We start from the raw sequence: 26040 nt of genomic DNA on the forward strand, positions 1-26040 counted from the left end.
GTCTCACAAGTCCATTAAGCGAGGTGAACTATCGCCCTGCCATGTGGTAACATACGGTTTGCACTCCGTAAATTCGGCGGAAGTCTGCATTATTCTCCGAACATTAATTGTTCGAATGTAAGGCTTTGTGGCTTATACTCTTTTTCAATTTCTGCCAGAAGAAAATCAACTAGGTTCATTAACTGTTCATTCGTATACATTGCAATACGAAACGCTGTATATAGTTCCATATATTCCCTGTCCGTTCCTCTCACCTCCTCTTCCTATTAATTGAATGAAACCGTTATAACTACAATTGTGCCGCAACTACAATTCTGATAATTACAGCAATCATGCTTAAAATAAAGGCCGCCACTGATAAGTACTTTGACTGACGGCTTCGTTTTCGCGCCTGCTCCAAATCCTTTTCCCAGTCATACATTCTCTCTCACCTCTTCTCACAACACTTCCAGCGCACCTACCGCAAAAAACATCAAAGCCATTGCACCGACAAAGATCACTGTCGGCATAATCCGCTTTGTGAACTCCATCAGCTTCGATGGGCGGGTGTCGGTGTAATCGTCTAAGTTGTTATAGTACTTCTGCATGGGATACCTCCTTTTCTCTTGGGGCCATTACAAAGAGTTTTGTCCCACCCGTGAAGCTGGTGTTGTAGAAAACAAGGCGAAAATCGCTATATATCACTGCATACACTTCAGGCCGGTTGTAATTAGCGTACTTCTTCTTAAATCCCTTCATGCGTCCCCCTCTCTGGGATTGTTCGTCTCTGCGCTCCTTACTTCAATCATCTTTGCAATGATTCTATAAACAGAATTGTCCGGAGGAATCACTGCGCCTCTTATATTTTTAAGCCTGTTCCCATTAGCCATTACGTGGGTCACTGTGATTTCCATCAATTCCCCTCCCCCTGTGCCATTTTGTCCAGATCCATGTGCATTTGACCTTCCACTTCCATTCTTCGTTTGGAAGCCTTATAACTGGATCGTTTTAAGCCCTCAAGCTTTTCAGCCAGTTGCGTTTCAACACCGCGCAAATTCTGAGTATTGTGACTTTCGTCAATATTTACATACATTGAAATCCCGTCGACTTTACAGGCAAATACTGAGCGCACGCCTTTTTCATCCCTGATTTGAGCCGCTAATTGATGCGCTTTGCGCCTGATGGCTTGTTCTCTTGCAACAGCCGGGTCAAATAAATAGTGTGGCCGGATCAGGTCCATAATTTCTTCTGTTTCCATTTCTCCAGATTCCATCATCTTCTGCTGGATCATCTCTCTGGCCTTAGATTCTAAAGTTCTTGTTTTCGCCATGGTCTATTACTCCTTTCATAAAAGTTCTTACTCGCGCAAGTTTGGATATTGCATCTTCTACATTTCTTAAGTGGGTTCCGGCAGTATCTGCGTCAATTATCTCACTCAGCATTTTAAATTCCTTTTCATCGGCTTTAATCCACATGTAGGCGCTCATTGCCTTATGATACTTCTTAATTAGCTTCCAACACTCGTCGATATAGGAACCATAATCCGCGTCCTTCTGAGATGACACGGTTTGCGTTTTCCTCTGAGCAAAGTCCAGAATCTTTTCCCGCTCCTCTTCAGGTGCTTGTCTCAGCTCCTTTGCGGTTTCAATGGCCTTATACTTAGGAAACTCTTCTAATTCCGGGAACTCGCTTACAGCAGTGACATGCTGTTTGGCATCAATAAGGCTGACTCTAGGCACGTTCAGTTCTTCCGCAACCGATTTTAATGATACAATTTCCTTGGGTCTCCCAACGCTTCTTGAATTTGTGTCGGACTCCGACAATAATTCATTAGCTGCTTTTTCCTTTAACTCTTGCTCTTTAAGCCCTGCGAGTTCCACCAAGTTTTTTGACTTTTCAAGTTCTGTGAGGTCCTTGCGTCTGATATTCTCTTCCAATTCTAAGACACGTAGCTCCCGTTCTGAAATTTCTCCTAACATCTTAGCTTCAATCTCTTTCATACCGATCCGCTCACATGCCAGCAATCGCCTACATCCGGCTATCAGGTTGTAATTAGCATCAATCACAATTGGGTGAAGCAAGCCATAATCTCTGATGCTATTGGTCAAAGATTCCATATCACCATATTCATCGCGGACGCGTTGACCTATCTTAACATCATTGATTTTTAGGATCATGCTCTTCCTCCTCACTAACAATAAAATAGTCCACTGAAACGTTGAAATGCTTTGCGAGCGCAGCAAGACTTTTGATTCCGGGCTTTGCGATTCCGGCTTTCCAGTTAGAAAAGGCATTTTGGCTAAGTCCTGTCGCCTTAGAAACCTGGTACGCTGTTTCGCCTGTCTTCTTCATAAGTTCACGAAGCCTTTGATACATTTTCTTTTCACCACCTTTTTAGAATTCTTCTATTGCATATACTTCATATTTGTGATATACTTCAATTGTCGTTTAAAGCATCACATCGTTAATGCATTTCTTATTGGAACTATGTTCGGCATTTTGCAACCCTCATGTGAAGTATACTTGTACTATACTACCATCTTGTGAAATAGTCAAGCCGATTTTAGTACCTTTTTTTGAAGTATGCATTTTTTGTGAAAGGAGTACAAAAAATGTACGATATTTTTGAGAAATTATTACAAAAGCATGGTGTTACTACCTACCAGGTATCAAAAGCAACAGGCATAACACAATCGACATTCAGCAACTGGAAAAGTCGCAGAAATTTAATAAGCTCAGAAAACGGTAAAAAAATAGCCGATTATTTTAAAGTTCCTATTGATTATTTAATGGGAAATAGATTTATTGAAGAAATGGGGCATATTATCCAGGAGGAACGCATCCAACAAGGTTTGTCACAGGAGGAATTAGCCAATGTGGCTAATATTCCTATTGATGACTTGAAATCCTACGAAGAGGACGATAAACCCGTAAGAGAAGATATTTTTGATGACATAGCATCAACTTTAGGGACCTCGTATTTGGAATTGTTGTATAAATATGATTTATACGATGAATACATCCCTCCTTACTTTAATGGAGATGTTCTTCAGTATGAAGCTTTTAAAAAAGCTCGGGATATTGATGCGATGGCTGAGCATTCAGAAGATGAAGATGTCTTATTAATAAGTCGCTTAGCAAAAAACATGAAACCAGAAAATAGAAAAAAGCTAATAGATATGGCTAAAATTATGTTTGCGGAGGATTTTGATGATTAATGCACCAGACTACCATGTTGCTACGAACGCAGCATATGAGTTACTCATTGAGCAGGATATGTTGGAACTTCCAGTTAATTTAAGTAAACTTATTTACCTTCGCCGCCATAGCATACACCTTATGACATACTCGCAAATGGCGGCGAGATTTTCAATGACAGTTAGTGATTATAAAGACCTCGTACCGAGTGAGCTAGGTTTTACAATGAAAATGGGTAACAGGAATTACATTCTCTACAATGAGGAAAAAGGCTATTGCACCAATAGGTTTACCATTGCTCATGAAATTGGTCATATCATGCTAGGGCACAAAACAGACGATTCAGTTGCGGAAAGAGAGGCAAATTGTTTTGCAAGGAATCTCCTCTGCCCAGTACCTGTGATTAACGGCTTCAATATAACCGATATTAATGATTACATGGGATGGTTTCACATCAGTGATTTAATGGCGGAGAACTGTATAAAAAACATATCTTCTGATCGCTATTATATCAAAGATCGCCTTTACAGTATTGTAGACAGTTTAATTTATACATACATGACTGGAGAATCGTTGGCTTCGGCTTATGGATATAGTTACTACAATTAAAAAAACCGCCCAGTGCTACCAACACCGAACGGCTTAACATAGATTTTTTCTTACCGGACGCTCCGGAAAGATATGTTCTACTCTTCATAAGAATTATATCATTTTCAGAACGCGCTGGCAAGAGGAGCGTTATTTTTATACCCCAAAATAGAAAGGAAATGATATTATGTCAAACAACACGAGATGCGCAATTTATATCAGAGTATCAACACAGGAGCAGGCCACAGAAGGATATTCCATACAGGAGCAAACCGAACGATTAAAAAAATACTGCGAAGCTCACGACTGGACCGTAGTAAAAGTATATACCGATCCCGGATTCAGCGGGGCAAATATGGACCGCCCTGCACTCAAACAGCTTTTTTCCGATATACAAAAAGGCTCCTTTAATACTATACTGGTGTATAAGCTTGATAGGCTTTCACGATCCCAAAAAGATACCATGTACATAATTGAAGACCTATTTTTGAAAAATGGAATTGACTTCATATCCATGAATGAAAACTTTGATACTTCCACACCGTTCGGCAGGGCCATGATCGGAATCTTAAGTGTATTTGCACAGCTGGAACGCGACCAAATCAAAGAACGACTTATGATGGGACATGTGGGTAGAGCTAAGACAGGTCTGTGGAATGGTGGGCAGAAGCCGCCTATTGGATATGATTACAAAGATGGTGAATTAATTATAAATGAATATGAAGCTATGCAAGTACGACTTATCTTTGATTTATTTATCAATGGCCTAGACGGTGAACAAGTTTCTATGAATACTATCGCAAAACACATGCAAGAGAGGTATACTAATCGTTATTCCTCCTGGAATAAAAAAGCGGCCATAGGTCTGATCCTAAAAAATCCGCTATATACTGGTATGATAAAATATGGAGGTGTATTTTACCCAGGGAAACACGAGCCGATCGTATCAAATGAAACTTTTGAAATAGCACAAAAAAAATATGATACCTATATAAAAAATTTTTCTAAAAGCCAGCGGAATCCGTTCCAAGGTCGTAACTTACTATCCGGTTTATTATATTGCGGTCATTGTGGCGCCAGATACTATACAGCATTATCAACCAGAACTAGAAAATCTGGTGAAAAAGCGCGCTATGCTTATTATGCATGTTACTCTAAATATAACGTTCCCAAAATGAAAAAAGCGGATAGTTGTCAAAATCTAACATACAAAAGGGACGTTCTGAATCAAAGAATTATTGATGAAATATGTGGTCTTCAGCTAAACCCGGAGGAGGTAATGCGACTTCGTGAGGTTTCCATCCCCGAAACTGATAACACCTCAGAAATTATACAGAACAGAATATCTGAAATTGAAAAGCAGGCAGAAAAACTCCTGGATTTATATCAGCATGGTTTATTTGATATTGAAAAAATTTCTTCCAGAATGGAGGAACTTAACGCAGAACGCGACAAATTGCAATCTGATCTTGAATTCAAAAAAGTGCCCGCCCCACAGGTTAATGTGAAGCAAGCACTTGAAATAATCCAAAGCGCAGCCGATGTATTTCAATATGGTTCCCCAGATGAACAACAAGCGCTCGTCAGATCACTCATAAACAAAATCATTATAGATAATGATAATATAGAAATCCACTGGACTTTTTGCTTATAATAATGCGTTCTTAAACTATCCCAGACTCTTCATCGTCGGGAACAACAACACATCCCTGATCGCATAACTATCCGTAAGCAGCATCACAAACCGGTCAATCCCAATACCAATACCGCCCGTAGGAGGCATACCGATCATCAGCGCATTGACGAAATCATCATCCATCGAGTTCGCTTCATCATCCCCCGCTGCCAGAAGTGCTTCCTGAGCCTTAAATCTCTCAATCTGATCCAGCGGATCATTCAATTCTGAATACGCATTTGCCATCTCACGCTTTGTAATAAACAGCTCAAAACGCTCTGTATATTCCGGATCACTCGGCTTTTTCTTTGTAAGAGGTGAAATCTCAACCGGATGATCAATAATAAACGTAGGCTGGATCAAATGCTCCTCTACAAACTCTTCAAACAGAAGGCTTAAAATATCACCCTTTTTATGTCTTGCTTCATAAGCTACGTGGTACTGATCTGCAAGAGCTTTCGCTTCTTCATCTGTATGAATAGTAGTAAAATCAATATCCTTATATTTCTTCAGAGCGTCAACCATGGAAATACGCTCGAATGGTTTGCTTAAATCAATCTCCACTCCATCATAGGTCACAACCGCTGTGCCAAGCACCTTTAATGCAACCTCACGGAATAAATTCTCCACCAGATCCATCATGCCGTGGTAATCGGTATATGCCTGATAAAGCTCCATCAGTGTAAATTCAGGATTATGTCTGGTATCCACGCCTTCGTTACGGAAAACACGTCCAATTTCATAAACCCGCTCTAAACCGCCGACAATCAGTCTCTTTAAATAAAGTTCCAGAGAAATACGCAGCTTTACGTCCTCATCAAGGGCATTATAATGGGTATCAAAAGGTCTTGCTGCTGCTCCGCCTGCATTGGCCACCAGCATAGGAGTCTCAACCTCCATAAAGCCCTGGGCATCCAAATGGTTGCGGATCTCTTTTATAATCTGGGAACGCTTTACAAACGTATCGCGTACTTCCGGATTCATAATCAAATCAACATATCTCTGTCTGTACCGAAGATCGGTATTGGTAAGGCCATGGAACTTCTCAGGCAGAATCTGCAGACTCTTGGTCAGCAGCTCCACGCTTTCCGCATGGATGGAAACCTCTCCTGTCTTAGTTGTAAATGCGGTTCCCTTGATTCCAACGATATCACCGATATCAAGCTTTTTAAATTCTTTATAGGATTCTTCGCCAATGCTGTCTCTTGCTACATAGGACTGAATATTACCCTTTAAATCCTGGACATTACAAAAAGAGGCCTTTCCCATAACCCGCTTGGACATCAGACGTCCTGCGATGGAGACTTCTTTGCCTTCCCAGACTTCATAATTTTCTTTGATCTCACTGCTGTGTACGGTAACATCGTACTTTGTAACCTTAAACGGATCTTTTCCTGATTCCTGAAGTTCAGCCAGCTTCTCCCGGCGAACCTTAAGTAAATGGTTTAAATCCTCTTCTACAACCTGATTCTGGTTTTGATTCTGCTGTTCTGCCACTTGTTTCCACTCCTTTGTGAACTATATTAAGGAAGTACTCTTAAGACACTCTCTGGATCTCAAGTACCTTATACTGAATGACTCCCGACTGTGTTTCAACATCAACAACGTCTCCCACTTTTTTGCCAATCAGCGCCTGACCTACCGGAGATTCATTGGAAATCTTGTTCTGAAGGCTGTTTGCTTCGGTGGAACCAACAATCTTGAATTCCATCTCTTCGTCTTCATCCACATCGTAGACTTTTACTTTACAGCCAATATTAATCTTATCTAAGTCTATCTCATCTTCTACGACTACTTCTGCATTCTTAAGCAGCTTCTCCAGCTCTTCGATACGCAGCTCGATGTCTCTCTGCTCATCTTTGGCAGCATCGTACTCTGCATTCTCGGATAAGTCGCCCTGTTCTCTGGCTTCCTTAATTTTCTGGGCAACTTCTTTTCTTTTCACTACTTTTAAGTTCTGAAGCTCATCTTCGTATCTCTTAAGACCTTCATAGGTTAAAATATTCTTCTTGTCTACCATGGTTTTTTACTTCCTCCTGGTTTCTTACTCGCTAAATCACATTCCAGATATTATAGCTTAAACATCTGTAATTGTCAAGATTCGAGTCCCTTTTTCTGGTTACAATGCGCCAATTCTTTCTCTTACAAACTGCCTTAATTCTTCCATGGTTTCAACCTGATTGATATCGTTTCTCAATTTGGCCGAATGGGGAAGTCCGGCAGTATACCATGCCATATGCTTTCTCATCTCACGCATGGCAACCGTCTCGCCTTTGTGCTCCGCCTGCATGGTCCCATGACGCAGAATCATCTCGCTGATCTCAGCCGGAGACGGCGGTTTTTGCAGTTCGCCTGTTTCCAGGTAATGCAGCGTCCTGGAAAAGATCCAGGGATTTCCTTTTGCGCCACGGGCGATCATGACTCCGTCACAGCCGGTCTGATCGATTAAGGCTTTGGCATCTTCCGGCTTAAAAACATCGCCGTTGCCGATGACAGGAATGGAGACAGCTTCCTTCACCTGCCTGATGATATTCCAGTCAGCAGTCCCGGAATAGTACTGCTCCCTGGTTCTGCCGTGGACAGCAACCGCTGCCACGCCGCAGCTTTCCGCCATACGGGCGAATTCCACTGCATTGCAGTCTTCCTGTGTAAATCCTTTTCTGAATTTTACAGTGACCGGCTTTTTCACTGCCTTTACCATGGCAGTCAGGATCTTCTCCGCCAGCTTTATATCCTTCATCAGCGCGGAGCCTTCGCCGTTATTTACAATCTTCGGCACCGGACAGCCCATGTTCACATCGATCAGGGCAAATGGCCGGGATTCTATGGCTGCTGCCATATCTGCCATGATCGCCGGATCGGAACCGAAAAGCTGTACACTCACCGGCCCCTCCTGATCAGATATGCTTAACAGCTCATTGGTGTTCTTGTTCTTATATAAAATGGCTTTGGCACTGACCATCTCTGTGACCGACAGTCCGCAGCCCTGCTCCCTGCATAGAAAACGAAATGGCAGGTCCGTAACCCCTGCCATCGGCGCCAGTATCAGATTATTGTCAAACGTTACATTTCCTATTCTAAGTTTCAACTGTCTTTTTCTCCGTCTTCTAATTCTTCTCCCAGATAAAAAACACGGTAGTACATCTCAAGGGACTCCAAAAGCTCCCGTTTTTCCCGCTGGTACTGCTTTATCTTTAACACACTTCCGATTTCATCAAATAAGTAGTCCTCTTCGGATGCCGTTACTTTAAATTCCAGGGTTCCATCCTCGTCAAACTCCAGAACCAGAACTCCGCCAATGTCTTCGGTGTAGAGTACGCACATGATTTGAAGCTCCTGCCGGATGCTTTCCGGGAGACTTTTAAACTGTTCATTAAAATAATATTTCTGTTCATAAGAATTGGCACCGCACAGCACCACTTTTTCTTCAGCCAGCTCCATATCTGTCACCGTTCTTTCTGCCCGACCACGCATTCAAGCATGTTCTGTCCCCCTTCGGATACAGAGCATGCTTTCTGATGTCGTTATGTTTATCGGATTCTAATTGTACCATACAAAAAAAGAAATGACAATAGCCTAAAAATCAGTTGTACAGCGTTTTACCAGCCTGCAGGGTACCTTACAGTTCCGGCTGATATCCGGATCCTTCTCCTGAAGGATCTTCATCATGTTGCTGATGGTGATATTACAAAGTTCTTCTACCCGGTTATCCACGGAAGACAGCTCCGGATCGCTGCAGATTGACAGGGCGGAATTGTTAAAGCCTGTAATGCATAAATCCTCCGGTATCTTTAAAAGCTTGGCATTTGCATATTTAATCGCACCTACTGCAAGACCGTCGTCTGTGGCAATCACGCTGTCAAACCGTAAATCCCTTCGTTCCAGAAGAATATCACGCACGGTATGAATCCGGTTTTTCACATACAGCTTTAAGTCGCCAAGCACCGGCAGACCGTGGCTTTTTAAGGCTGACTCGTAACCGGCAAGCTTCCTTGCGGCACTGTAGGAATGGGAATCGCACAGAAAAAGGATTCTGCGGCGGCCTGATTCGATCATCTGGCTGGTCACGTCATACGTAGCCTGATAATCGTCTCCATATGCACAGTATATATTCTCACCGTCTAAATATCCGTTAATTAAAAATAGTGGGACCTGTCTGGCTGCATCAAATACATACTGCACACGGCTTTCCTCTCCCTCGGCACCTGCATAGGTGGAACCAACCATAATTAACGCGTCAATGCGTTTGGCTAAGAGAAGACTTACGTACTTCTCCTTTATTGACTGTTCAAAACCGCTGCAGCACAGGATACAGTCGTAACCATGCTCATGCATAAGGCTCTCTAAATGGGCAACTGCAGTTGCCATATAGGCATCGGAAACATCCGGACATAAAATTCCGATGGTTTTCATGGAATCAAGGCCTAATCCCCTGGCAAACACGTTGGGGGTATAACCGTTTTCCTCCATAATTGCCCTGACTTTCTGTTTTGTCTTTTCACTTACGCGGGGGCTGTCGTTTACCACCCTGGATACGGTAGCAATGGAAACTCCTGCAAGCTCTGCGATATCATATATGTTCATCCTGGTGTCCCTCTGACGTCTTCATTATTCACCGCCTGAATACGGATTCAGACAGACGTTTCCCCTTTTCCTGTGTCTGCGTTTTCAGCCGCTCTGTATAGCTATTACAGCGGGGAGCGTAAGCGCTTACACTTATCTCGATTCATTATACATAATATTTTTGTATTGCGCAACTGTTAATGCAAGGGAATCACGAAAAATCATGTATGTTTTTTCTGTATTGTTCCCATAATTAAAAGAAATATGTTTCTTTTATGTTTCCCTATTGACTAAGAGAAAAAAATGGTGTATGTTTTATGTAAGTACTTACATTGCATCTGAATATTGAAACTGGTACTAAGAAAGGAAAGGAAGCTTATGCAGGACTTTATCAAAATCAATTCCGAAGACAACGTGGCAGTCGCATTAAAGCCGCTTGCTTCCGGCAGTGCCTTAGACGTAGACGGCACAGCGGTTACTCTTCTGGAAGATATCCCGCAGGGTCATAAATTCGCCCTGACAGATATACCTGCCGGCTCATCCGTCATCAAATACGGCTGTGCCATCGGCATAGCAAAGGAGAATATTGGGACAGGGGCCTGGATTCACACACACAATTTAAAAACAGGTTTAGGGGATTTACTGACTTACACGTACAACAAACAGGAAATCGAAGTTACTCCGACAGAAGAACGCTTTTTCAACGGATACCGCAGACCCGACGGACGTGTGGGCGTGCGCAACGAAATCTGGATTATTCCAACCGTTGGCTGCGTGAATAAAATTGCAACAGCCATTGAACGTGCGTCTTTAAAATATGTAAAAGGAAGCATCGATGCGGTTGCTGCTTTCCCTCACCCTTACGGCTGTTCCCAGATGGGTGATGATCAGGAATATACAAGAACCATTCTGGCAGATTTAATCAATCATCCAAATGCAGGCGGCGTTCTGGTGCTGGGACTTGGCTGTGAGAACAGCAATGTTACCGAATTAAAACGCTATATCGGCGACTACGATGAGCGCAGAGTGAAATTCTTAGTGGCTCAGGAGTCAGATGATGAAATATCGGATTCTCTTGAATTAATCGATCAACTGGCAGAATATGCGGGAACATTTCACAGAGAGCCAATCAGCTGCAGCGAGCTGGTGATCGGAATGAAGTGCGGCGGTTCAGACGGATTATCCGGAATTACAGCCAATCCTACTGTTGGTGAATTTTCAGATATGCTGGTTTCAAAGGGAGGAACTACCATCCTCACAGAAGTTCCTGAGATGTTCGGTGCGGAAACACTTCTTATGAACCGGTGCCAGAACGAAGAAACCTTCGGAAAAACTGTTGATTTAATAAATGACTTTAAGAATTATTTTACCAGCCACAACCAGACCATTTACGAGAACCCCTCTCCAGGCAATAAAAAAGGCGGTATTTCCACTCTTGAGGACAAGTCTTTGGGGTGCGTTCAGAAGTCCGGCAGAATGCCTGTGGTCGATGTATTAAAATACGGAGAACCGGTACGCAATAAGGGACTGAACCTTTTAAGCGCTCCGGGCAACGATCTGGTAGCTTCCACAGCCCTTGCTGCTTCAGGCGCCCATATCGTTTTATTTACAACCGGACGGGGAACTCCATTTGCATGTCCCGTACCAACCATGAAGATTTCCACCAATTCCGCTCTCAGCCAGAAAAAGAATAACTGGATTGATTTCAACTGCGGAGTATTAGTGGAAGGAACCGATATGGACACTTTAAAGAATCAGTTCTTTGACTTTGTAATTGAAGTTGCCTCCGGCAAAATGGTAAAATCGGAAGAAGCAGGTTTCCACGACATGGCCATCTTCAAGCAGGGCGTAACATTATAAAATATTTCTGACAACATATAAGGAGACAAACGGAATGGAAAAGTTAAGCTACCAAACACTGGAAAAGCTGGGTTATGACGGATATTTATTAAAAGAAGCACCGGAACGTGTACTGCAGTTCGGCGAAGGAAACTTCTTAAGAGCTTTTGTTGATTATTTTATTGATGTTCTTAATGAAAAGACCGGATTTAATTCCAAGGTTGTTTTATGTCAGCCGATCGCTCCTGGTCTTGCCGATATGATCAATGATCAGGAAGGTCTTTATACCCTCTTCCTCCGCGGCTTTGAAAATGGCCAAAAAGTGAATGCAAAGCGCGTCATTTCCTGCGTAAGCAGATGTTTAAATCCATACAAAGAGTATGAAACTGTTCTTGCCTGCGCAGAAAACCCGGATCTCAGGTTTATTGCCTGCAACACAACAGAGGCCGGAATTGCCTATGATCCTTCCTGCCAGTTTACAGATGTACCGGCTGACAGCTATCCTGGAAAGCTGACTCAGTTCTTATACAGACGTTTTGAAAAGTTCGGTAAGGAAGCTGGAAAAGGGTTTGTCATTCTTTCCTGCGAGCTCATTGACAACAACGGAAAAGAACTGGAAAAATGCGTATTAAGCTATGCAAAACAGTGGAATTTAGGCGACGAGTTCTTAAACTGGATTAAGGCAGAGAACATCTTCTGCTCCACACTGGTTGACCGGATCGTAACCGGATATCCAAGAAATGAAGCTGCTGCGATCTGTGAAGAATTAGGATATCAGGATAACATCATCGATACCGGTGAAGTATTTGGCTTCTGGGTAATCGAAGGACCGGACAGCTTAAAGAAAGAACTTCCATTTGAAGAAGCAGGTCTTCCTGTTATTATCTGTGGAGATCACAAGCCATACAAGCAGAGAAAGGTTCGTATCTTAAACGGTGCCCATACCTCTTTTGTATTAGGCGCTTATCTGGCTGGTCAGGATATTGTCCGCAACTGTATGGATGACGAAGTGATCTGCGGATTCATGAATAAGACCATTTACGATGAAATTATTCCTACCTTAACTCTTCCGGAGGAAGAATTAAAGAGCTTTGCAGCTTCCGTGACAGAGCGTTTCAAAAACCCATTTATTGATCATGCGCTGTTAGCTATTTCCTTAAACTCCACCTCCAAGTGGAAAGCCCGTGTTATGCCGTCTTTAAAGGGATATGTAGAGAAGAATCATGCACTTCCAAGCTGCATTACCGCTTCCTTTGCATTCTATATTGCATTCTACCACGGAACAGCACTGACAGAAGACGGTCTGACCGCTGTGCGCCCTGCCGGTGATACTTATACAGTAAAAGATGACAGGCAGATTCTTCAGTTCTTCTATGACCACAAGGATGAGGACGCTGCTGCTCTCACCCACTCTGTCTGCACAAATACAGAGTTCTGGGGCGAAGATTTAACCGCAATTGCAGGCTTTGAAAAAGCTGTATCCGGTTATTTAAAAGATATCGAAGAAAAAGGCGCTTACCAAGTCATGAAGGAATGTTTATAATCAGGAAAACTGTCCCTGCATGCAAATTTGTTTCTCTTTCATAAAACAAACCAGTATACCATTGCTGATTCAAGGCAGTGGTGTGCTGGTTGTCTTATTCTGATCATCTGTAGTTTTTGGTTAGGAAATCCAGGATAATCTGATTAATCCGATAGGGAATCTCCATCATTAAATAGTGGCATACGTCTGCAATGGAATGATATTCAATGGCCGGATATATTCTTTTTAATTCTAATTCATAATCAGGCGGTAATTGATAGGCAGGTGAATAAATTGCCAGACATGGCAGGGCGGTCTGCCGGTTTTTTGCCCAATACTTCTGATCTTTTTCAACGCTTGATATAATTGATTTTCCAATTGCCAATGGTACCTCTTTGCTGATTTGTAATACTTCATTTTTCAGCATTTGCGGTGTGTCCGACAGAAACAGCATATTTAAAAACGCTTCACGTCCAGTCTCTTCATCCATACTCCGGGCGAAATCCCGATTGTATTTTAACCAGTCTTCTTTTTCCTGCAAATCTTCAGGCAATTCAAAATGCGCTCCATCCATACTGCAAATACCGGTACACATATGCGGATATTTTTGTATAAAAATTTCACATATTGCAAACCCCATACTATGTCCGACTAAAAATCCTTCCGAAATCTCCTCCTCTTTCATTACCTGATAAATGCAATCCGCAAATAATTCCATAGAATAGTCTTTCTTTTCATCTTTACTGCTGTTCCCATTCCCTGGTAAGTCAATCGCGACTACTTTGTAATCAGCAAAAGCGTCAAGCTGGTATTTCCATGTTCGGATGCTGCCAGTCCAGCCATGAATCAAAAACACACTCCTGGGTGCGCTGCCTCGGATCTCGTAATGGATTTTATGATCCATATAGTTTAGGAATTTAGTTTCCATAAATATCTCCTCCTGATGATGATGTATCATTACTTTGCATTGTTACAAAATCATTTTATCATCACTTTTAACAGTGGTGGGATAATGGAGGGTTTGAGATGATTTGCACCCGTTAATGCCCGCTCATATCGGGGAAAATAAAAGAGCTTTGATATGGTTCAACATGAAAACCAGTCAAAGCTCTTTTTTATATTTCAATATGTTGATAACGTTTCTATCAGGAAATTCAGCTTAGCTGCAGCTGTAATTTTCAAGAAACTTTCTTGACCATTCTGCATTATCCGGCGTGCTGTCCTCGATTGTCATCTGAATATAAGGCTTGTCTTTCTTTGCAAAATTCAGGATTGTATCATATTTCATGACTCCGGTTCCAGGTGCTCCGGAAACCACCTTATCGCCTTCAATTACAAAATCCTTCATATGGAGAACATCGGTATACTCTCCCAGATCCTCAATGGCTTCTTTTATTACCTTGTCATATTCACTGCTGTTCTCCACAGACAGTAAATTGACCGGATCAAGAATGATTCTTAAATTCGGGGAATTAATAGCTTTTAACACTTTAAGAGCCTGTTTGGAATTATATACGATATGGCTCCATACCGGTTCGATTGCCATGATTACACCGAATTTCTCTGCACATTCCACTACCGGACGAAGATTGGTAATAAATGTCTGAAGCGCTTCTTCTGTGTGGGATGCAGGCTCAAAACGGTATTCTGCATTGGGGTTGCCTGTCTCTGTTCCCACCACGCTGCAGCCTAAGATGGAGGCAAAACGAAGGTGGGCAAAATAACGCTCCTGGATCTTCTTAATCTCTTCCGGATCGGGATGTGCCAGGTTTAAATAGCAGCCCAGAACAGCGATGTCCATATGATACTCCGCAAATTTGCTGCGCAGATAGGAAGCAAATCCCGGTGTCAGGGCGGAATTATCCACCGAATGATCCTTAATTGTCTTTGTCAGTGCCAGGTGTACACAGGAAAACCCCTGTTCGCTGGCTATTTTTATACGTTCCTCTATGGTACCTGGTGCCACATCGTGTAATCGAATTCCAATCTGCATGATACTCTTCTCCTTTAGATCATTTCGTAATGATTGATATTGCTTAATTCAAATGCTTCCCCTTCCTGTCCGGAAATATGAACATTTTCACAGATCAGGGTGTCCACATTGCTGATACAAAAGCCTTTTCTGGTGCACTCTCCCACTCCGTTTAACATGGCGGGAGCTCCTGACTTCGCCTCTTTTGCAAAGGAGATGTCAACGTTCTTAAACTCAATGCGTTCAATCTTCTTTTCTGGAAGTCCATAGAGAAAGGATGCTGCTACGTGACAGTTAACTGCCTTTATATTGGTAAAGCTGAATCTGCCGATCTCAGGCGTTCTGTCGTCAACCGGAAGCGGCTCCCTGCACTGAACGTATTCTGATTTGCCATCGGGATCACAGAAATAAAATCCGTTGACTACAAAGGGAGTCATCACATGATCCATGTCAATGTGGTCAAAGGTAATATCCGTAAGAACGGAGTCCTTTCCTCTTCCTCTTCTGGTCTTGATCCGCAGGCCTCTGTCCGTGTGACGGAACAGACAGCGTTCTACCCGGATGTTTTTCACACCGGCTCCCACTTCACTTCCTATGGTAACAGCTCCGTGACCGTTTTCCATCAGGCACTGACGAATGGTGATGTTCTCAGAAGGTTTCTTATATCTGCGTCCCATATAAATTTTACCTGACTTGATGGCAATACAGTCATCACCCAGTGAAAAATGAAGTCCAAGTATCTCCACGTCCTTACAGGATTCCGGATCCAGACCGTCTGTATTGGGAGAATCTGCCGGATTGCTGATGCTTAAATTTAAAAACTTTAAGTCTTCACTGAAGTAGGGATGAAGAACCCAGGTCGGACTGTTTTTCAAAGAAAAACCCTGAAGAGTGATCTTCCTGCATCTCTCCAGGAAAACCATGCGGGGGCGGAATGCTCCCTTCATCACTCTTACATTGTCCCACCAGTTGTCAAAGGAAGCCTGTCCGTTGATGGTCCCTCTGCCATAGATTACAACATCTTCCACATCAATGCCGGTTATGATACCTGCAAACATGGGCAGGGGATTCCCCTCCCAGGTTCCCAGATTATAGTCTTCTTTTTCATCATAGCTTTCGATCATTCCGGGGAACTTTGGAAACTGATACCGGTCAGTCACTGCAAGGAGTTCTGCTCCTTCGGAAAGTTCAATCTTTATATGGCTCTTTAAAAAGAGACTGGTAATTCTGTATTTTCCTGCGGGAATCAGCACTCTTCCGTCTTTTGGACATGCCATGATCGCAGCCTGAATGAAAGCGGTGTCGTTCTGGATTCCATCTCCAAGAGCACCAGCTTCCCTGACATTGATTGTGACAAATTCATAATCCGTATGGAAGTTTACTTCTGCCTTTTCTCCATTTCTTTCCAGAGAAATATTATAATCCATATCCGGCTTTAAGTCAAACAAAGTAAACACAACCTGCTTTGTCTCTCCCCGGCTCTCTCCGTTTACCAGAATCTGGCCCGGAATGTCGAATTCATAAATTGTTTCCGTGATTGTCTCTATGGTTACAGAACGCGCTGTCTGAAATGCAACTCTTAATTCCATACTGTTAAACCTCACCTGTCAAGTTTTCCTGTGTTATTTGTTTTTTCTATTGAAAAAGAGCGCAGCAATTGCATACCACGCCCTCTTTTTGATCATTAACCTTTTACTCCGCCTGCAGCGATACCATCAATGAAGGAATCCTGCGCACAGAAGAATACAATCAGAGAAGGAATAATGGAGATGAGTGACATCGCCAGAATTCTGTTCCACTGAAATCCTACATCGCCGTCCATTGACATACGTAAGTAAATGGAGTTTGTATATTTCGGCATGTCGGAAACATAAATAAGGGGTCCCATAAAGTCATTGGTAGTCCACATAAACTGGAACAGCGCAACAGATACCAGTGACGGCTTTAACATGGGAACAATTACATACCATAATGTTTTAAGTGAATTACAGCCATCGATTTTGGCTGCCTCTTCCAGCTCTCTCGGCACACCTCTTAAAAACTGAACCAGCATGAATAAGAAGTATGTGTCACCTGCAAATAAAGAAGGAATTACAAGTGGAAGGTAGGAATTTGTCCAGCCCCATTTATTGAACATAATGTACTGAGGTGCATTTAAAACTACCTGGGGAAGGAACAGGGTGGAAATCATAAGAGAAAAAAGGATTGCTTTTCCCTTGAACTCAAACCGTCCGAAGCCGTAAGCAGTAATCGTAGCTGAAATTACAGTGAAAATAACTTTTGGAACTACGATTTTATAAGTGTTTAAAAGCGATTTAATCAGGTTGATTTTACCGCCGTAATCTACGAAGGCATTGGCATAACCGTCAGTAACCGGATTTTTAGGCCAGAACCATGCGCTGGTAAAAATCTCTGAGTTGGTCTTAAACGTCGCACCTACCATCCAGATCAGGGGATATACCATAATGAACCCGATTACGACGAGAAGGGTGTAACGGATCACTGTGCTTATTTTACTTTTAGTCTCTTTCGTCATGTCATCTACCTCCCGTCTTCATCTGAGTAATATACCCATTTCTTCTGGCTTACAAATGCGACTGCCGTAAAGGTCATGACAATCAGGAACAGAATCCAGGCCTGGGCACTTGCCATACCCATCTTATGACGAAGGAACGCATTGTTGTAAATAAGAATGGAAATCAGTGTGGTTGCACCGTTTGGTCCGCCCTTTGTTACAAGGAATGGTCCGTTGAATTCCTGAAATGCCTGACATAACTGAGTGATCAGGTTGTAGAAAATAACCGGTGTAATTAAAGGAACTGTAATTTTAAAGAACTGGGTCCATTTTCCTGCTCCGTCAATGGATGCAGCTTCATATAAATCTTCCGATACACCTTTTAAAGCTGCAAGGAAAATTACCATGGCTGAACCAAACTGCCATACTCTTAACATAATAATAACGAATAAAGCACCGTTGGCAGATGCCATCCAGTTGATTTTTTCTCCGCCAAACGCAACAACAACAGCATTGATCAGACCATCTGTATTAAATACAGCTCTCCACAATATGGCGATGGCGATGGAACCTCCCAGAATGGAGGGAATGTAATAAGCAGTTCTGAAAAAATTAACTCCCTTTAATTTGAAGTTCAGAATATAAGCAATAAATAATGCGAAGGTCAGCTTTAAAGGAACGTCAAAAATCGCATATTTAAAAGTTACCAGAAATGCTCTTGTAATATCAGAATCCGTGAAAATCTTATTATAGTTCATCATACCTGTTTTCGTTACGCCATTAAACAGATCGTAATTTGTAAAGCTATAGTACAATGAAGAGGCGAATGGATAAACTTTAAAAAGTATAAATCCAATCAGCCATGGCAGGACAAAGAAGAATCCCGCATTGTCAGCCAGGAACTTACGCATACCCTTTGACTTCATAGTGCTCATACCTCCTGTTTATTAAAAATTATATGCTGCGCACAGATCATATCTTTTAAACCTGTACATGTATTATTATCATTCCCCGCAATAGTTCTCCATACAAATTCCCCGAAATTACCGTATTTTTCTTTTTGAAGCACACCAGTGTTGCATGCCTTCAGAATGGAATAACCAATTTCCATAATTTCAGAAGAATTGGGGAGGTCTTTCATCTTCTCCTTGACTATAACCTTAAATAAATCCCTTAATTCCCTATAATATTCATAGATCTCTTCTGACATCTGAGCAATCGTATCAATCAGTGACACCAGATCATCTCCTGTAAACTGCTGTTTCTCCCGAAACATGGCCGCAATCTCATTATAATGCTCTTTACTTTTATACTTTGTGTCATATGCTGTTATAAACGGCATAAGCTCCAAAGTCCACTCCGGGGCTTTCATGACATCTTCTATCTTTTGTCTGTATTTCTCATTACCGGTTTGTTCCAAAGCGAAAAAATAAGCGGAATAATCCTGTGCCGGCAGACTGCCTGCCGTCCCTTCCGGGGCTTCCCTCCTGCTTAACTGAGCCATTACAAACTCTTTAAACGCATCTTCTCCAGTTGCTTCATACATTTGTACTGCTCCCATAAGCTGGTATGGTTTTAATGTCTCATTTCTGCATTCCATGACGTTTTGTCTGCCCTTTTCTTTATGGGAGCCGCCATAGAACTATGGCGGCTCGTATGAAATATGAATATCTTATCTTTTTAAAGACTATTAGTTCTCAAGTGTATCAGTTACACCCTTGATCAGTTCTTTTGCAGCTGCAGCAGAATCCAGTTCTTTTGAGCTTAACTTACCAAATACTTTGTAATAAACACCGTCTGGGTTAGCTTTTAAGTCATTGTGCTCAAATTTGCTGTCCAGAGTGAACTTGCTGTAATCCATAACCTTTGTATTTGCTTCAATGGTAAGAGGATCGCCAAGTTTGTTATCCTGAAGGATCTTTAAGCCTGCTGCGGAACAAGGAATACCTCTTTCAGTAGAACAGATCTTAACGCCTTCTTCATCATTTAACAGGAAGTTGATCAGCATAGCTGCTTCTTTCGGATGCTTGGAGTTTGCAGCAACTGCAAATGCCATGGAGATCTTTGTAAATCCACCGTTGTTGTCGCCCATCTTAATGAACTCGCCAACTACGAATTCCTGACCAGGTTTGTTAACGCTGCCTTCCAGAGCTTTTTTGAACTTGGAAGCAGAGGAATCCCACTCAAAGATACCAGCATATTTGCCGTCGATCCATTTTGCATTCTTATCAAGAGAGTCAGCCATATCACCGTCAATTGTTGCCTGAGCAGGAATTACATGTTTCTCTTCCAAATTATTGATAAAGTCCATACCATCTTTTACTTCTTCTTCTGTGTAGTTAACTGTTCCGTCCTCTACCCAGTTCTTTCCGTACTTGGATTCCAGATAGTATACCATCAAAATCATACGGTCATATTGTCCAACTGCCAGCGGATACATATCAGGATCTTTTGCCTTGAATGCCTCTCCTGCTTTGTATAAGGAATCAAGATCAGTAGGAAGTGCAACACCAACCTCATCAAATGCTGTCTTGTTCCAGTAGAACAGACGGCCTGTTAAGGAAATCGGAACTGCCATTAATTTATTATCTACCTTGCAAAGGTCAAGGCTCTCTGGTGTGAACTGTTTTAAATCAAGAACATCGGAGTAATCCTCCAGGTTTGCGAAAGACTTTCCGCCCTGGCTGTAGGAATCAATCCAGTTCCAGTTGATCTGCATAACATCAGCTGCATTGCCGCCTAAAATATTTAAGGACTGCTTCTCTTCCCAACCTGTCCATGCACCATATTCTGGAGTTACAGTAATGTTCGGGTATTTTGCCTGGAAAGCTTTGATTGCTTCTTCTGTTGCAGCATGTCTTGTGTCGCCGCCCCACCAGGAAAACTTCAGTTCTACCGGCTCTCCGGAAGTTGTAGCTCCTGCAGCTGTGGTTTCTGCTGCTGCAGTAGTAGTTTCTGCAGGTGCAGCAGTGGTTGTCTCAGCAGTATTGCTTTTGCCAGACCCGCAGGCAGATAGAGACATTGCCATAACAGTCGCTAACCCCATTGCTGTCCACTGTTTGATTTTTCTCATCTTTTTCTCTCCTTTTTCTCTCCCTCATAAATGAGTTCTTTAAAAGTTCCGTGTAAATGTTTTCGCATTCTGAAGATAGAATTATGTATTTTGCGTAAGCGCTTACACAACACTTTTTTATTATTATAGCACCTATTACCTTATAATTCATTTCAAATTCAGCACAAAACATTGCATATTTTGACATCCTATGATATTATTTTAGTAGTATTAGCCAAGGAGAATGCCAATAATGAAAGTACTTACTTCATATTCGGAAGGAATTGACCGCTGTTTTGAAAGCCATTATTTTTCGATTGCACATCTGCACAAAGAAAGCAGTGTTTTAAGCATGCACAGCCACCGCTGCTGCGAGTTTTATTTTTCCATCAGCGGCGGCCGTACTTTTTTAATTGAAGACAACAATTACCGCATAGAACCTGGCGATTTATTCATGATTAATCCCCGGGAAAAGCACCAGATCCTTCAGATGGATTCGTCAATTCCTCATGAACGGTATGCCGTTTTTATTGATCCGGAGTATTTAAAGACCATTTCCACCGGTCTTACGGATTTGACCTACTGTTTTACCCACCGGCCGGATAATTTTTCCCACCGGGTCCATTTAAGCCAGGGACAGCAGCGGAGGTTTACTTATTATTTTAATAAGCTGGCTGTAGAAGATGGTTTTGGACATGACGTGGAAGAACGTTCGGCCTTTGCAGAATTCATGGTTTTTTTAACGAAGTGTGCAGTGGAAGCAGATCTGGGCGAACAGTCAGAAGAACAGAGACAGTATTTTAACAGCAAGGTGGCAGATATTATAACCTATATCCATCATAACATTGATTCTTCCTTAAGCATCGGGGAGATTGCGGCTCATTTTTATTTAAGCACCTCCTACCTTTGCAGGCTTTTTAAAAAAGGAACGGGAACCACCATTAACTCCTATATTACAACCAGAAGAATTGAGCTGGCTCAGACGCTGCTGGCAGGCGGGTACAGCGTGAATGAGGTATACAGCATGTGCGGCTTTAATGATTACAGCAACTTCTTTAAAGCATTTACAAAGAAGACGGGAATTTCACCGAAGAAATTCGCCCAGAACAGCTTAAGTTAAAAAGGGAATGAGGCAGGCTGCCCCATTCCCTTTTATTTACTATGACTGATACTGCCATCCGCACCGTTTCATCTCTGTATATGCAAGAAGGAACGGTCCTACTCCCTTTGCATCATCTTTTACCACCGGCTCGGACATATAATACTGGAATGTTCCGTCTCTTCTGTCTTTGCCTCCCAGACCTGCCACCAGGCAGATTCCGCCTAAACTCATATTTCCTTCTTCCATATGAAGATAGGTTTTGCAGATTCCTTCAAATGCTTTCTTTCCGTATTCTGCATATGCTTCAGGCAGATAGCCGAGGCGCACGCCTTTTAAGATTGCATAGGAAAAGATCGCGCTGCCGCTGGTTTCTAAATAGTTCTTCTCCATGCCGCCTAAGTTAACCACCTGATACCACATGCCGCTTGGGTCCTGATATTTTAACATGGCATCAATCAGTGACTGAAATGCATCATTCATCTGATGCAATGCTTCCTGCTCCTTATGATTATCTTTATCCATGGTATCAAGAAGCGCCATGGAATACCAGCCCAGTGCCCTCAGCCAGAAATTCTGGGAAAGTCCGGTCACTTTATCACACCAGAACATCTCTCTGGAGGAATCATAGGCATGATAGTAAAGTCCTGTTTCAGAATCCCGCATATGCTTTGTTATATTGGCAAACTGGCTGTAAATATCTTCGCAGTTTTTTCTGTCATTAAACCTGGCTTCGTATTCCATATAAAATGGCTGGCACATATAGAGACCGTCAAGCCACACCTGATTGGGGTAAATATTTTTATGCCAGAAATTTCCTTCTTTTGTTCTGGGCATCTTTTCAATCTGGCTATAAACCAGATCGATTGCCTTTCTGTACTTTTCCTTACCGGTCAGATCATAAAGTTCAAACAGGGTTTTGCCTGCATTCACATTATCAATGTTCAGTTCTTCTACATCATATCCATCAATGGATCCGTCTTCCTTTACACGGTAGTCAATAAACGTATCTGCAAATTCCAGATATTTCGAATCCTTTGTAATGGAATACATCTCGAGGATTGCCTTGATCATGCAGCCGTCAATGTAATTCCAGCCGGCTTTCTCTCCCTGAAGAATCTTCTCAATGTTCCAGACCGGACGGTCCGGTGTACTTTTTTCCATCAGTTCATTGATATACCTTTCAATTACATCCATGTTTCGTTTCCTCTCTTTACTCATTTATCTGCTGTTTTATCAGATTCTAAATTTTTTACGCTGTCTCTTACAATCAGGCGGTTTTCCAGCCAGACATCGGCCGGACGTACTCCTTCCTCCATACATGCAAGCAGCATCCTGCTTCCTTCCATGGCGATCTTTGCAGCGCTCCGCTCCACGGTTGTCAGTCTCATATCAGCATAACTGGAAAGATCCCAGTTGTCAAACCCTGTCAGTGAAATATCTTCCGGAACCTTTAATCCCCGTTCCGCTGCCGCACTTCTGGCTCCAAAAGCCATCTCATCATTAAAGCATAACAAAGCAGTTAAATCTTTATGGGCATCAAGCAGTCTGCCGGCTGCCAGTCTTCCGCTGTTAAAACGGTAATTGCCGTAATCCACCGGAATCTGTTCCGCATTAAGCCCATACTCCCTTACCGCCTTCTGCCATCCCTCACGCCTTAACAGGGTAGCCTCTAAATAGGTGGAACCTTCAATCACTCCTATTCTTCGATGACCATTTTTTAAAAGGTAGTTCATCGCCTGTTCCATGCCACCCATTTCATCTGTAACCACAGCAGGTATATTGACTGGTACTTTCCTGCTGATAGCCACCATAGGAATATCTTTTTCCCAGGCCTCCTCCAGAAATTCCTGATCCCAGTCTCCCTGAGACATGATCAGCAGTCCGTCAAAATAAGAAGGATTCAAAGTCCCCGGCTGATGCATATCAATTCCCTTTACCACAACCTGATACTTACTTCCCAGTTCCTGATATACTGCTGTAAGAACATCGTGGAGCACGAAAGGCGATGTCGACTTGCTGATTGTTGAAAAGCAAAGGCCAATCATACCTGATTTTGACTTTTTCAGGGTAACCGCTGCCTGGTTTGGCATATATCCCATTCTCCGTGCAATTTCAAGGATCTGCTCTTTTTTCTTTTGTTCCACTGCCCCCGTACCGTTTAACGCTCTTGAAACCATTGAGTAAGATACACCCGCACTTGCTGCAATATCTTTTATTGTTACAGCCATATATATTCTCCTCCATTACCTCAGTAACCCCATATTTTAAATAATAGCATGGTTTCTCTTCCTTGTCACTGCTGAGATCGTTTGATTTAAAAGTCCTCGGTCCTTGCACTGCAAAGGTTTGCAATTATGTTTTTTATTTTTATATATTTTAACTACATTTTTTATCTAATACCAGTACTATATTATTAACTTTTAGTTATTATGCTATTACTTTATTTTTTTCATGTAAATTAACTATTTATAATTGTATATTATGTCTAATTTATATATGCTATTTTTATTAATTATTAATCTTTCTTATTTTTAAACATATGATAAGATAATCTGGTGTGTAAGTGCTTACACACCAAACTACCGGCATCATGTATTTTTATCATTTTCCCAATGGGAGAAAAGAAAGAGAGGAAATTATATGAAAAAAAAGATTGCCAGAATTATGGCTCTCACTTTGTCAGCTGCCATGGGCTTATCACTGGCAGCGTGCGGCAGTGCACAAAAAAACAATGCCCCCTCTGATACCACTTCTGTTTCAGAGTCCAAATCAGAAGGTGCTGCTTCAGAAGGCGCATCAGGGGAACCTGTAAGCATTCGTATTTCCTGGTGGGGCGGCGATTCCAGACATGCTGCAACAGAAAAAGCTGTAGATGCTTTTATGGCAAAATACCCCAACATCAAAGTTGAAACAGAATACGGTGCCTGGACCGGCTGGGAAGAGAAACAGTCTCTGGGGATTTTAAGCGGAGAATGTGCTGACGTGATACAGATCGGATCAAACTGGGTGACGGATTACAGCAAAGGCGGTGAATCCTATCTTGATTTAAACCAGTATTCTGATATCATTGATTTAACACAGTTTCCAGAAGATAAATTAAAAGCAAATGAAGTAAACGGAAAGCTGATGGCCATTCCCATTTCCTTAACCGGACGTCTGTACTACTGGAACAAAACAACCTTTGATGAAGTTGGTTGTGCCATTCCTACAGATGAGGCTTCCTTACTGGCTGCCGGTGCAGCTTTCAAGGCTTACAACAATGACTATTATCCTCTGGCTCTGGGTGAGTATGACCGCGCTATCTTTTTAGTATACTATCTGGAATCAAAGTACGGAAAGGACTGGATTACAGACGGCAAATTAAACTATACAGAAGCCGAAATCAAAGAAGGTCTGGATTTCATGAACAAGCTGGAAAGCGAGCATGTAATCCCATCGATTGCGACTATCAATGGAGATATGGCTGACTCCCTTGATAAAAACGCAAAATGGATCGATGGCAAATATGCAGGTCTTATGGAGTGGGATTCCGGTGTTTCCAAGGTAAAAGCTGCTTTAGACGGCAGTGTTAATAAGCCTGGTCAGGAATTTGTAGTAGGCGAATTCTTAAAATTCGGTGATTACCAGGGTGGTTCCACAAAGGTTTCCATGGACTTTGCAGTAAAGGCATCTACCCAGCATCCAAAGGAAGCTGCCATGTTAGTTAACTTCCTGTTAAATGATCCGGAAGGTGTTGAAATCTGCTCTACCGAACGCGGTGTTCCATGCTCTGCTGCAGCGTTAAAAGTATTGAATGAAAAAAACATTGGTGATAAAATGACAAAAGAGGCCAATGCAAAAGTTCTTGACTACTGCAAATTCACACAGGATCCCCAGTTTGACAACAGCGAATTAAAGGCAAATCCTGACGGATTATACTATAAAGTATTCGGAAAATTGAGTGCGCAGGAAATTACCTCTGACGAGGGAGCAAAGACCTTATTTGATGGAATTAACGAGGTTCTTGAAAACTAAACTACAAAAAAAGGAGTGTGG

At 42.2% G+C, this 26040-nt stretch carries 29 protein-coding genes; 7 read left to right on the forward strand and 22 right to left on the reverse strand.

Annotated features, from left to right (window positions below; genetic code table 11):
- Nucleotides 1-89 precede the first annotated feature (89 nt).
- Genes V7D18_RS23430 through V7D18_RS23465 form a run of 8 tightly spaced genes read right to left on the reverse strand, consistent with a single transcriptional unit; the run spans nt 90 to nt 2355 of the window.
- Nucleotides 90-254, reverse strand: coding sequence for a hypothetical protein (locus tag V7D18_RS23430; protein WP_426152796.1), 165 nt, complete (start codon nt 252-254; stop codon nt 90-92).
- Nucleotides 255-289: 35 nt separating this feature from the next.
- On the reverse strand, nt 290-421 hold the full coding sequence (locus tag V7D18_RS23435) for a hypothetical protein (RefSeq protein ID WP_426152794.1): 132 nt from the start codon (nt 419-421) through the stop codon (nt 290-292).
- Between the two features lie 16 nt (nt 422-437).
- A complete protein-coding gene (locus tag V7D18_RS23440) occupies nt 438-587 on the reverse strand; it encodes a hypothetical protein (protein WP_426158018.1) in 150 nt (49 codons plus the stop codon).
- Entirely contained in the window at nt 571-738 is a 168-nt protein-coding gene (locus V7D18_RS23445) for a hypothetical protein (RefSeq protein WP_426158019.1), read from the reverse strand. The genes V7D18_RS23440 and V7D18_RS23445 overlap by 17 nt, the downstream gene beginning before the upstream one ends.
- Nucleotides 735-893, reverse strand: a complete 159-nt coding sequence (locus tag V7D18_RS23450; protein WP_426158020.1) for a BOW99_gp33 family protein — start codon at nt 891-893, stop codon at nt 735-737. Before V7D18_RS23450 ends, V7D18_RS23445 begins: the two co-directional genes overlap by 4 nt.
- The gene (locus tag V7D18_RS23455; RefSeq protein WP_426158021.1) at nt 893-1309 is read right to left on the reverse strand and encodes a hypothetical protein; all 417 of its coding nucleotides are present in this window, start codon (nt 1307-1309) and stop codon (nt 893-895) included. The genes V7D18_RS23450 and V7D18_RS23455 overlap by 1 nt, the downstream gene beginning before the upstream one ends.
- The gene (locus V7D18_RS23460; protein WP_426158022.1) at nt 1281-2156 is read right to left on the reverse strand and encodes a ParB N-terminal domain-containing protein; all 876 of its coding nucleotides are present in this window, start codon (nt 2154-2156) and stop codon (nt 1281-1283) included. Before V7D18_RS23460 ends, V7D18_RS23455 begins: the two co-directional genes overlap by 29 nt.
- Nucleotides 2137-2355 carry a helix-turn-helix domain-containing protein gene (locus tag V7D18_RS23465; protein ID WP_426158023.1) on the reverse strand — a complete coding sequence of 73 codons (219 nt, stop codon included), beginning with the start codon at nt 2353-2355 and terminating at the stop codon, nt 2137-2139. The genes V7D18_RS23460 and V7D18_RS23465 overlap by 20 nt, the downstream gene beginning before the upstream one ends.
- 236 nt (nt 2356-2591) lie before the next feature.
- Here V7D18_RS23465 and V7D18_RS23470 point away from each other — a divergent pair, with 236 nt between their 5' ends.
- The 3 genes from V7D18_RS23470 (at nt 2592) to V7D18_RS23480 (ending at nt 5419) form a co-directional block, all read left to right on the forward strand.
- Nucleotides 2592-3197 (forward strand): helix-turn-helix transcriptional regulator, encoded by a 606-nt coding sequence (locus tag V7D18_RS23470; RefSeq protein WP_426158024.1) that lies wholly within the window; start codon nt 2592-2594, stop codon nt 3195-3197.
- A complete protein-coding gene (locus V7D18_RS23475; protein ID WP_426158025.1) occupies nt 3190-3786 on the forward strand; it encodes an ImmA/IrrE family metallo-endopeptidase in 597 nt (198 codons plus the stop codon). The genes V7D18_RS23470 and V7D18_RS23475 overlap by 8 nt, the downstream gene beginning before the upstream one ends.
- Before the next feature lie 166 nt (nt 3787-3952).
- Nucleotides 3953-5419, forward strand: a complete 1467-nt coding sequence (locus V7D18_RS23480; RefSeq protein WP_426158026.1) for a recombinase family protein — start codon at nt 3953-3955, stop codon at nt 5417-5419.
- A gap of 15 nt (nt 5420-5434) precedes the next feature.
- On the opposite strand, the gene lysS is transcribed toward V7D18_RS23480, so the two are convergent.
- The 5 genes from lysS to V7D18_RS23505 form a co-directional block, all read right to left on the reverse strand.
- On the reverse strand, nt 5435-6937 hold the full coding sequence (gene lysS / locus V7D18_RS23485) for a lysine--tRNA ligase (protein ID WP_426158027.1): 1503 nt from the start codon (nt 6935-6937) through the stop codon (nt 5435-5437).
- 40 nt (nt 6938-6977) lie between these two features.
- Nucleotides 6978-7460 (reverse strand): transcription elongation factor GreA, encoded by a 483-nt coding sequence (gene greA, locus V7D18_RS23490; RefSeq protein WP_104436990.1) that lies wholly within the window; start codon nt 7458-7460, stop codon nt 6978-6980.
- Between the two features lie 99 nt (nt 7461-7559).
- The gene (gene dusB / locus V7D18_RS23495; RefSeq protein WP_426158028.1) at nt 7560-8528 is read right to left on the reverse strand and encodes a tRNA dihydrouridine synthase DusB; all 969 of its coding nucleotides are present in this window, start codon (nt 8526-8528) and stop codon (nt 7560-7562) included.
- Nucleotides 8525-8914, reverse strand: coding sequence for a DUF6145 family protein (locus tag V7D18_RS23500; protein ID WP_426158029.1), 390 nt, complete (start codon nt 8912-8914; stop codon nt 8525-8527). The genes dusB and V7D18_RS23500 overlap by 4 nt, the downstream gene beginning before the upstream one ends.
- 102 nt (nt 8915-9016) lie before the next feature.
- On the reverse strand, nt 9017-10024 hold the full coding sequence (locus tag V7D18_RS23505; RefSeq protein ID WP_426158030.1) for a LacI family DNA-binding transcriptional regulator: 1008 nt from the start codon (nt 10022-10024) through the stop codon (nt 9017-9019).
- 357 nt (nt 10025-10381) lie between these two features.
- Here V7D18_RS23505 and V7D18_RS23510 point away from each other — a divergent pair, with 357 nt between their 5' ends.
- A complete protein-coding gene (locus V7D18_RS23510; protein ID WP_426158031.1) occupies nt 10382-11863 on the forward strand; it encodes a UxaA family hydrolase in 1482 nt (493 codons plus the stop codon).
- A gap of 34 nt (nt 11864-11897) precedes the next feature.
- A complete protein-coding gene (locus V7D18_RS23515; protein ID WP_426158032.1) occupies nt 11898-13385 on the forward strand; it encodes a tagaturonate reductase in 1488 nt (495 codons plus the stop codon).
- A gap of 103 nt (nt 13386-13488) precedes the next feature.
- Here V7D18_RS23515 and V7D18_RS23520 read toward each other — a convergent pair whose 3' ends face one another.
- The 7 genes from V7D18_RS23520 to V7D18_RS23550 form a co-directional block, all read right to left on the reverse strand.
- Nucleotides 13489-14292 carry an alpha/beta fold hydrolase gene (locus V7D18_RS23520; protein ID WP_426158033.1) on the reverse strand — a complete coding sequence of 268 codons (804 nt, stop codon included), beginning with the start codon at nt 14290-14292 and terminating at the stop codon, nt 13489-13491.
- Between the two features lie 231 nt (nt 14293-14523).
- Nucleotides 14524-15357 carry a sugar phosphate isomerase/epimerase family protein gene (locus tag V7D18_RS23525; protein WP_426158034.1) on the reverse strand — a complete coding sequence of 278 codons (834 nt, stop codon included), beginning with the start codon at nt 15355-15357 and terminating at the stop codon, nt 14524-14526.
- A 14-nt stretch (nt 15358-15371) separates the two neighbouring features.
- The gene (locus V7D18_RS23530; RefSeq protein ID WP_426158036.1) at nt 15372-16925 is read right to left on the reverse strand and encodes a glycoside hydrolase family 28 protein; all 1554 of its coding nucleotides are present in this window, start codon (nt 16923-16925) and stop codon (nt 15372-15374) included.
- 95 nt (nt 16926-17020) lie between these two features.
- Entirely contained in the window at nt 17021-17872 is an 852-nt protein-coding gene (locus tag V7D18_RS23535) for a carbohydrate ABC transporter permease (RefSeq protein ID WP_426158037.1), read from the reverse strand.
- A 5-nt stretch (nt 17873-17877) separates the two neighbouring features.
- On the reverse strand, nt 17878-18777 hold the full coding sequence (locus tag V7D18_RS23540) for a carbohydrate ABC transporter permease (RefSeq protein ID WP_426158038.1): 900 nt from the start codon (nt 18775-18777) through the stop codon (nt 17878-17880).
- A 5-nt stretch (nt 18778-18782) separates the two neighbouring features.
- Nucleotides 18783-19451 carry a hypothetical protein gene (locus tag V7D18_RS23545; protein ID WP_426158040.1) on the reverse strand — a complete coding sequence of 223 codons (669 nt, stop codon included), beginning with the start codon at nt 19449-19451 and terminating at the stop codon, nt 18783-18785.
- 90 nt (nt 19452-19541) lie between these two features.
- Complete coding sequence (locus V7D18_RS23550; RefSeq protein ID WP_426158042.1) at nt 19542-20924, reverse strand: ABC transporter substrate-binding protein; 1383 nt, start codon at nt 20922-20924, stop codon at nt 19542-19544.
- A 232-nt stretch (nt 20925-21156) separates the two neighbouring features.
- Here V7D18_RS23550 and V7D18_RS23555 point away from each other — a divergent pair, with 232 nt between their 5' ends.
- Nucleotides 21157-22023: a helix-turn-helix domain-containing protein gene (locus tag V7D18_RS23555; protein ID WP_426158044.1), complete on the forward strand. Its 867-nt coding sequence runs from the start codon at nt 21157-21159 to the stop codon at nt 22021-22023.
- 39 nt (nt 22024-22062) lie between these two features.
- Here the strand turns inward: V7D18_RS23555 and V7D18_RS23560 are convergent, their stop codons facing one another.
- Nucleotides 22063-23199, reverse strand: coding sequence for a glycoside hydrolase family 88/105 protein (locus tag V7D18_RS23560; protein WP_426158046.1), 1137 nt, complete (start codon nt 23197-23199; stop codon nt 22063-22065).
- Nucleotides 23200-23219: 20 nt separating this feature from the next.
- Nucleotides 23220-24233, reverse strand: coding sequence for a LacI family DNA-binding transcriptional regulator (locus V7D18_RS23565; protein ID WP_426158048.1), 1014 nt, complete (start codon nt 24231-24233; stop codon nt 23220-23222).
- Nucleotides 24234-24645: 412 nt separating this feature from the next.
- Between V7D18_RS23565 and V7D18_RS23570 the strand changes: the two genes are divergently transcribed.
- Nucleotides 24646-26019 carry an ABC transporter substrate-binding protein gene (locus V7D18_RS23570; protein WP_426158050.1) on the forward strand — a complete coding sequence of 458 codons (1374 nt, stop codon included), beginning with the start codon at nt 24646-24648 and terminating at the stop codon, nt 26017-26019.
- Nucleotides 26020-26040 lie beyond the last annotated feature (21 nt).

It is taken from the genome of Lacrimispora sp. 38-1, assembly GCF_049890855.1.
Lineage (GTDB): Bacteria > Bacillota > Clostridia > Lachnospirales > Lachnospiraceae > Lacrimispora.

What these genes read in the sequence shown, in the direction of transcription:
- V7D18_RS23540 (WP_426158038.1), bottom strand. Translation starts at nt 18,777, where the DNA reads ATGAAGTCAAAGGGTATGCGTAAGTTCCTGGCTGACAATGCGGGATTC.
- greA (WP_104436990.1), bottom strand. Translation starts at nt 7,460, where the DNA reads ATGGTAGACAAGAAGAATATTTTAACCTATGAAGGTCTTAAGAGATAC.
- V7D18_RS23555 (WP_426158044.1), top strand. Translation starts at nt 21,157, where the DNA reads ATGAAAGTACTTACTTCATATTCGGAAGGAATTGACCGCTGTTTTGAA.
- V7D18_RS23440 (WP_426158018.1), bottom strand. Translation starts at nt 587, where the DNA reads ATGCAGAAGTACTATAACAACTTAGACGATTACACCGACACCCGCCCA.
- V7D18_RS23570 (WP_426158050.1), top strand. Translation starts at nt 24,646, where the DNA reads ATGAAAAAAAAGATTGCCAGAATTATGGCTCTCACTTTGTCAGCTGCC.
- V7D18_RS23560 (WP_426158046.1), bottom strand. Translation starts at nt 23,199, where the DNA reads ATGGATGTAATTGAAAGGTATATCAATGAACTGATGGAAAAAAGTACA.
- V7D18_RS23505 (WP_426158030.1), bottom strand. Translation starts at nt 10,024, where the DNA reads ATGAACATATATGATATCGCAGAGCTTGCAGGAGTTTCCATTGCTACC.
- V7D18_RS23520 (WP_426158033.1), bottom strand. Translation starts at nt 14,292, where the DNA reads ATGGAAACTAAATTCCTAAACTATATGGATCATAAAATCCATTACGAG.
- V7D18_RS23445 (WP_426158019.1), bottom strand. Translation starts at nt 738, where the DNA reads ATGAAGGGATTTAAGAAGAAGTACGCTAATTACAACCGGCCTGAAGTG.
- V7D18_RS23510 (WP_426158031.1), top strand. Translation starts at nt 10,382, where the DNA reads ATGCAGGACTTTATCAAAATCAATTCCGAAGACAACGTGGCAGTCGCA.
- V7D18_RS23535 (WP_426158037.1), bottom strand. Translation starts at nt 17,872, where the DNA reads ATGACGAAAGAGACTAAAAGTAAAATAAGCACAGTGATCCGTTACACC.
- V7D18_RS23500 (WP_426158029.1), bottom strand. Translation starts at nt 8,914, where the DNA reads ATGCGTGGTCGGGCAGAAAGAACGGTGACAGATATGGAGCTGGCTGAA.
- V7D18_RS23480 (WP_426158026.1), top strand. Translation starts at nt 3,953, where the DNA reads ATGTCAAACAACACGAGATGCGCAATTTATATCAGAGTATCAACACAG.
- V7D18_RS23455 (WP_426158021.1), bottom strand. Translation starts at nt 1,309, where the DNA reads ATGGCGAAAACAAGAACTTTAGAATCTAAGGCCAGAGAGATGATCCAG.
- V7D18_RS23530 (WP_426158036.1), bottom strand. Translation starts at nt 16,925, where the DNA reads ATGGAATTAAGAGTTGCATTTCAGACAGCGCGTTCTGTAACCATAGAG.
- V7D18_RS23450 (WP_426158020.1), bottom strand. Translation starts at nt 893, where the DNA reads ATGGAAATCACAGTGACCCACGTAATGGCTAATGGGAACAGGCTTAAA.
- V7D18_RS23550 (WP_426158042.1), bottom strand. Translation starts at nt 20,924, where the DNA reads ATGAGAAAAATCAAACAGTGGACAGCAATGGGGTTAGCGACTGTTATG.
- V7D18_RS23470 (WP_426158024.1), top strand. Translation starts at nt 2,592, where the DNA reads ATGTACGATATTTTTGAGAAATTATTACAAAAGCATGGTGTTACTACC.
- V7D18_RS23465 (WP_426158023.1), bottom strand. Translation starts at nt 2,355, where the DNA reads ATGTATCAAAGGCTTCGTGAACTTATGAAGAAGACAGGCGAAACAGCG.
- V7D18_RS23475 (WP_426158025.1), top strand. Translation starts at nt 3,190, where the DNA reads ATGATTAATGCACCAGACTACCATGTTGCTACGAACGCAGCATATGAG.
- V7D18_RS23460 (WP_426158022.1), bottom strand. Translation starts at nt 2,156, where the DNA reads ATGATCCTAAAAATCAATGATGTTAAGATAGGTCAACGCGTCCGCGAT.
- V7D18_RS23545 (WP_426158040.1), bottom strand. Translation starts at nt 19,451, where the DNA reads ATGGAATGCAGAAATGAGACATTAAAACCATACCAGCTTATGGGAGCA.
- V7D18_RS23525 (WP_426158034.1), bottom strand. Translation starts at nt 15,357, where the DNA reads ATGCAGATTGGAATTCGATTACACGATGTGGCACCAGGTACCATAGAG.
- V7D18_RS23435 (WP_426152794.1), bottom strand. Translation starts at nt 421, where the DNA reads ATGTATGACTGGGAAAAGGATTTGGAGCAGGCGCGAAAACGAAGCCGT.
- V7D18_RS23515 (WP_426158032.1), top strand. Translation starts at nt 11,898, where the DNA reads ATGGAAAAGTTAAGCTACCAAACACTGGAAAAGCTGGGTTATGACGGA.
- V7D18_RS23565 (WP_426158048.1), bottom strand. Translation starts at nt 24,233, where the DNA reads ATGGCTGTAACAATAAAAGATATTGCAGCAAGTGCGGGTGTATCTTAC.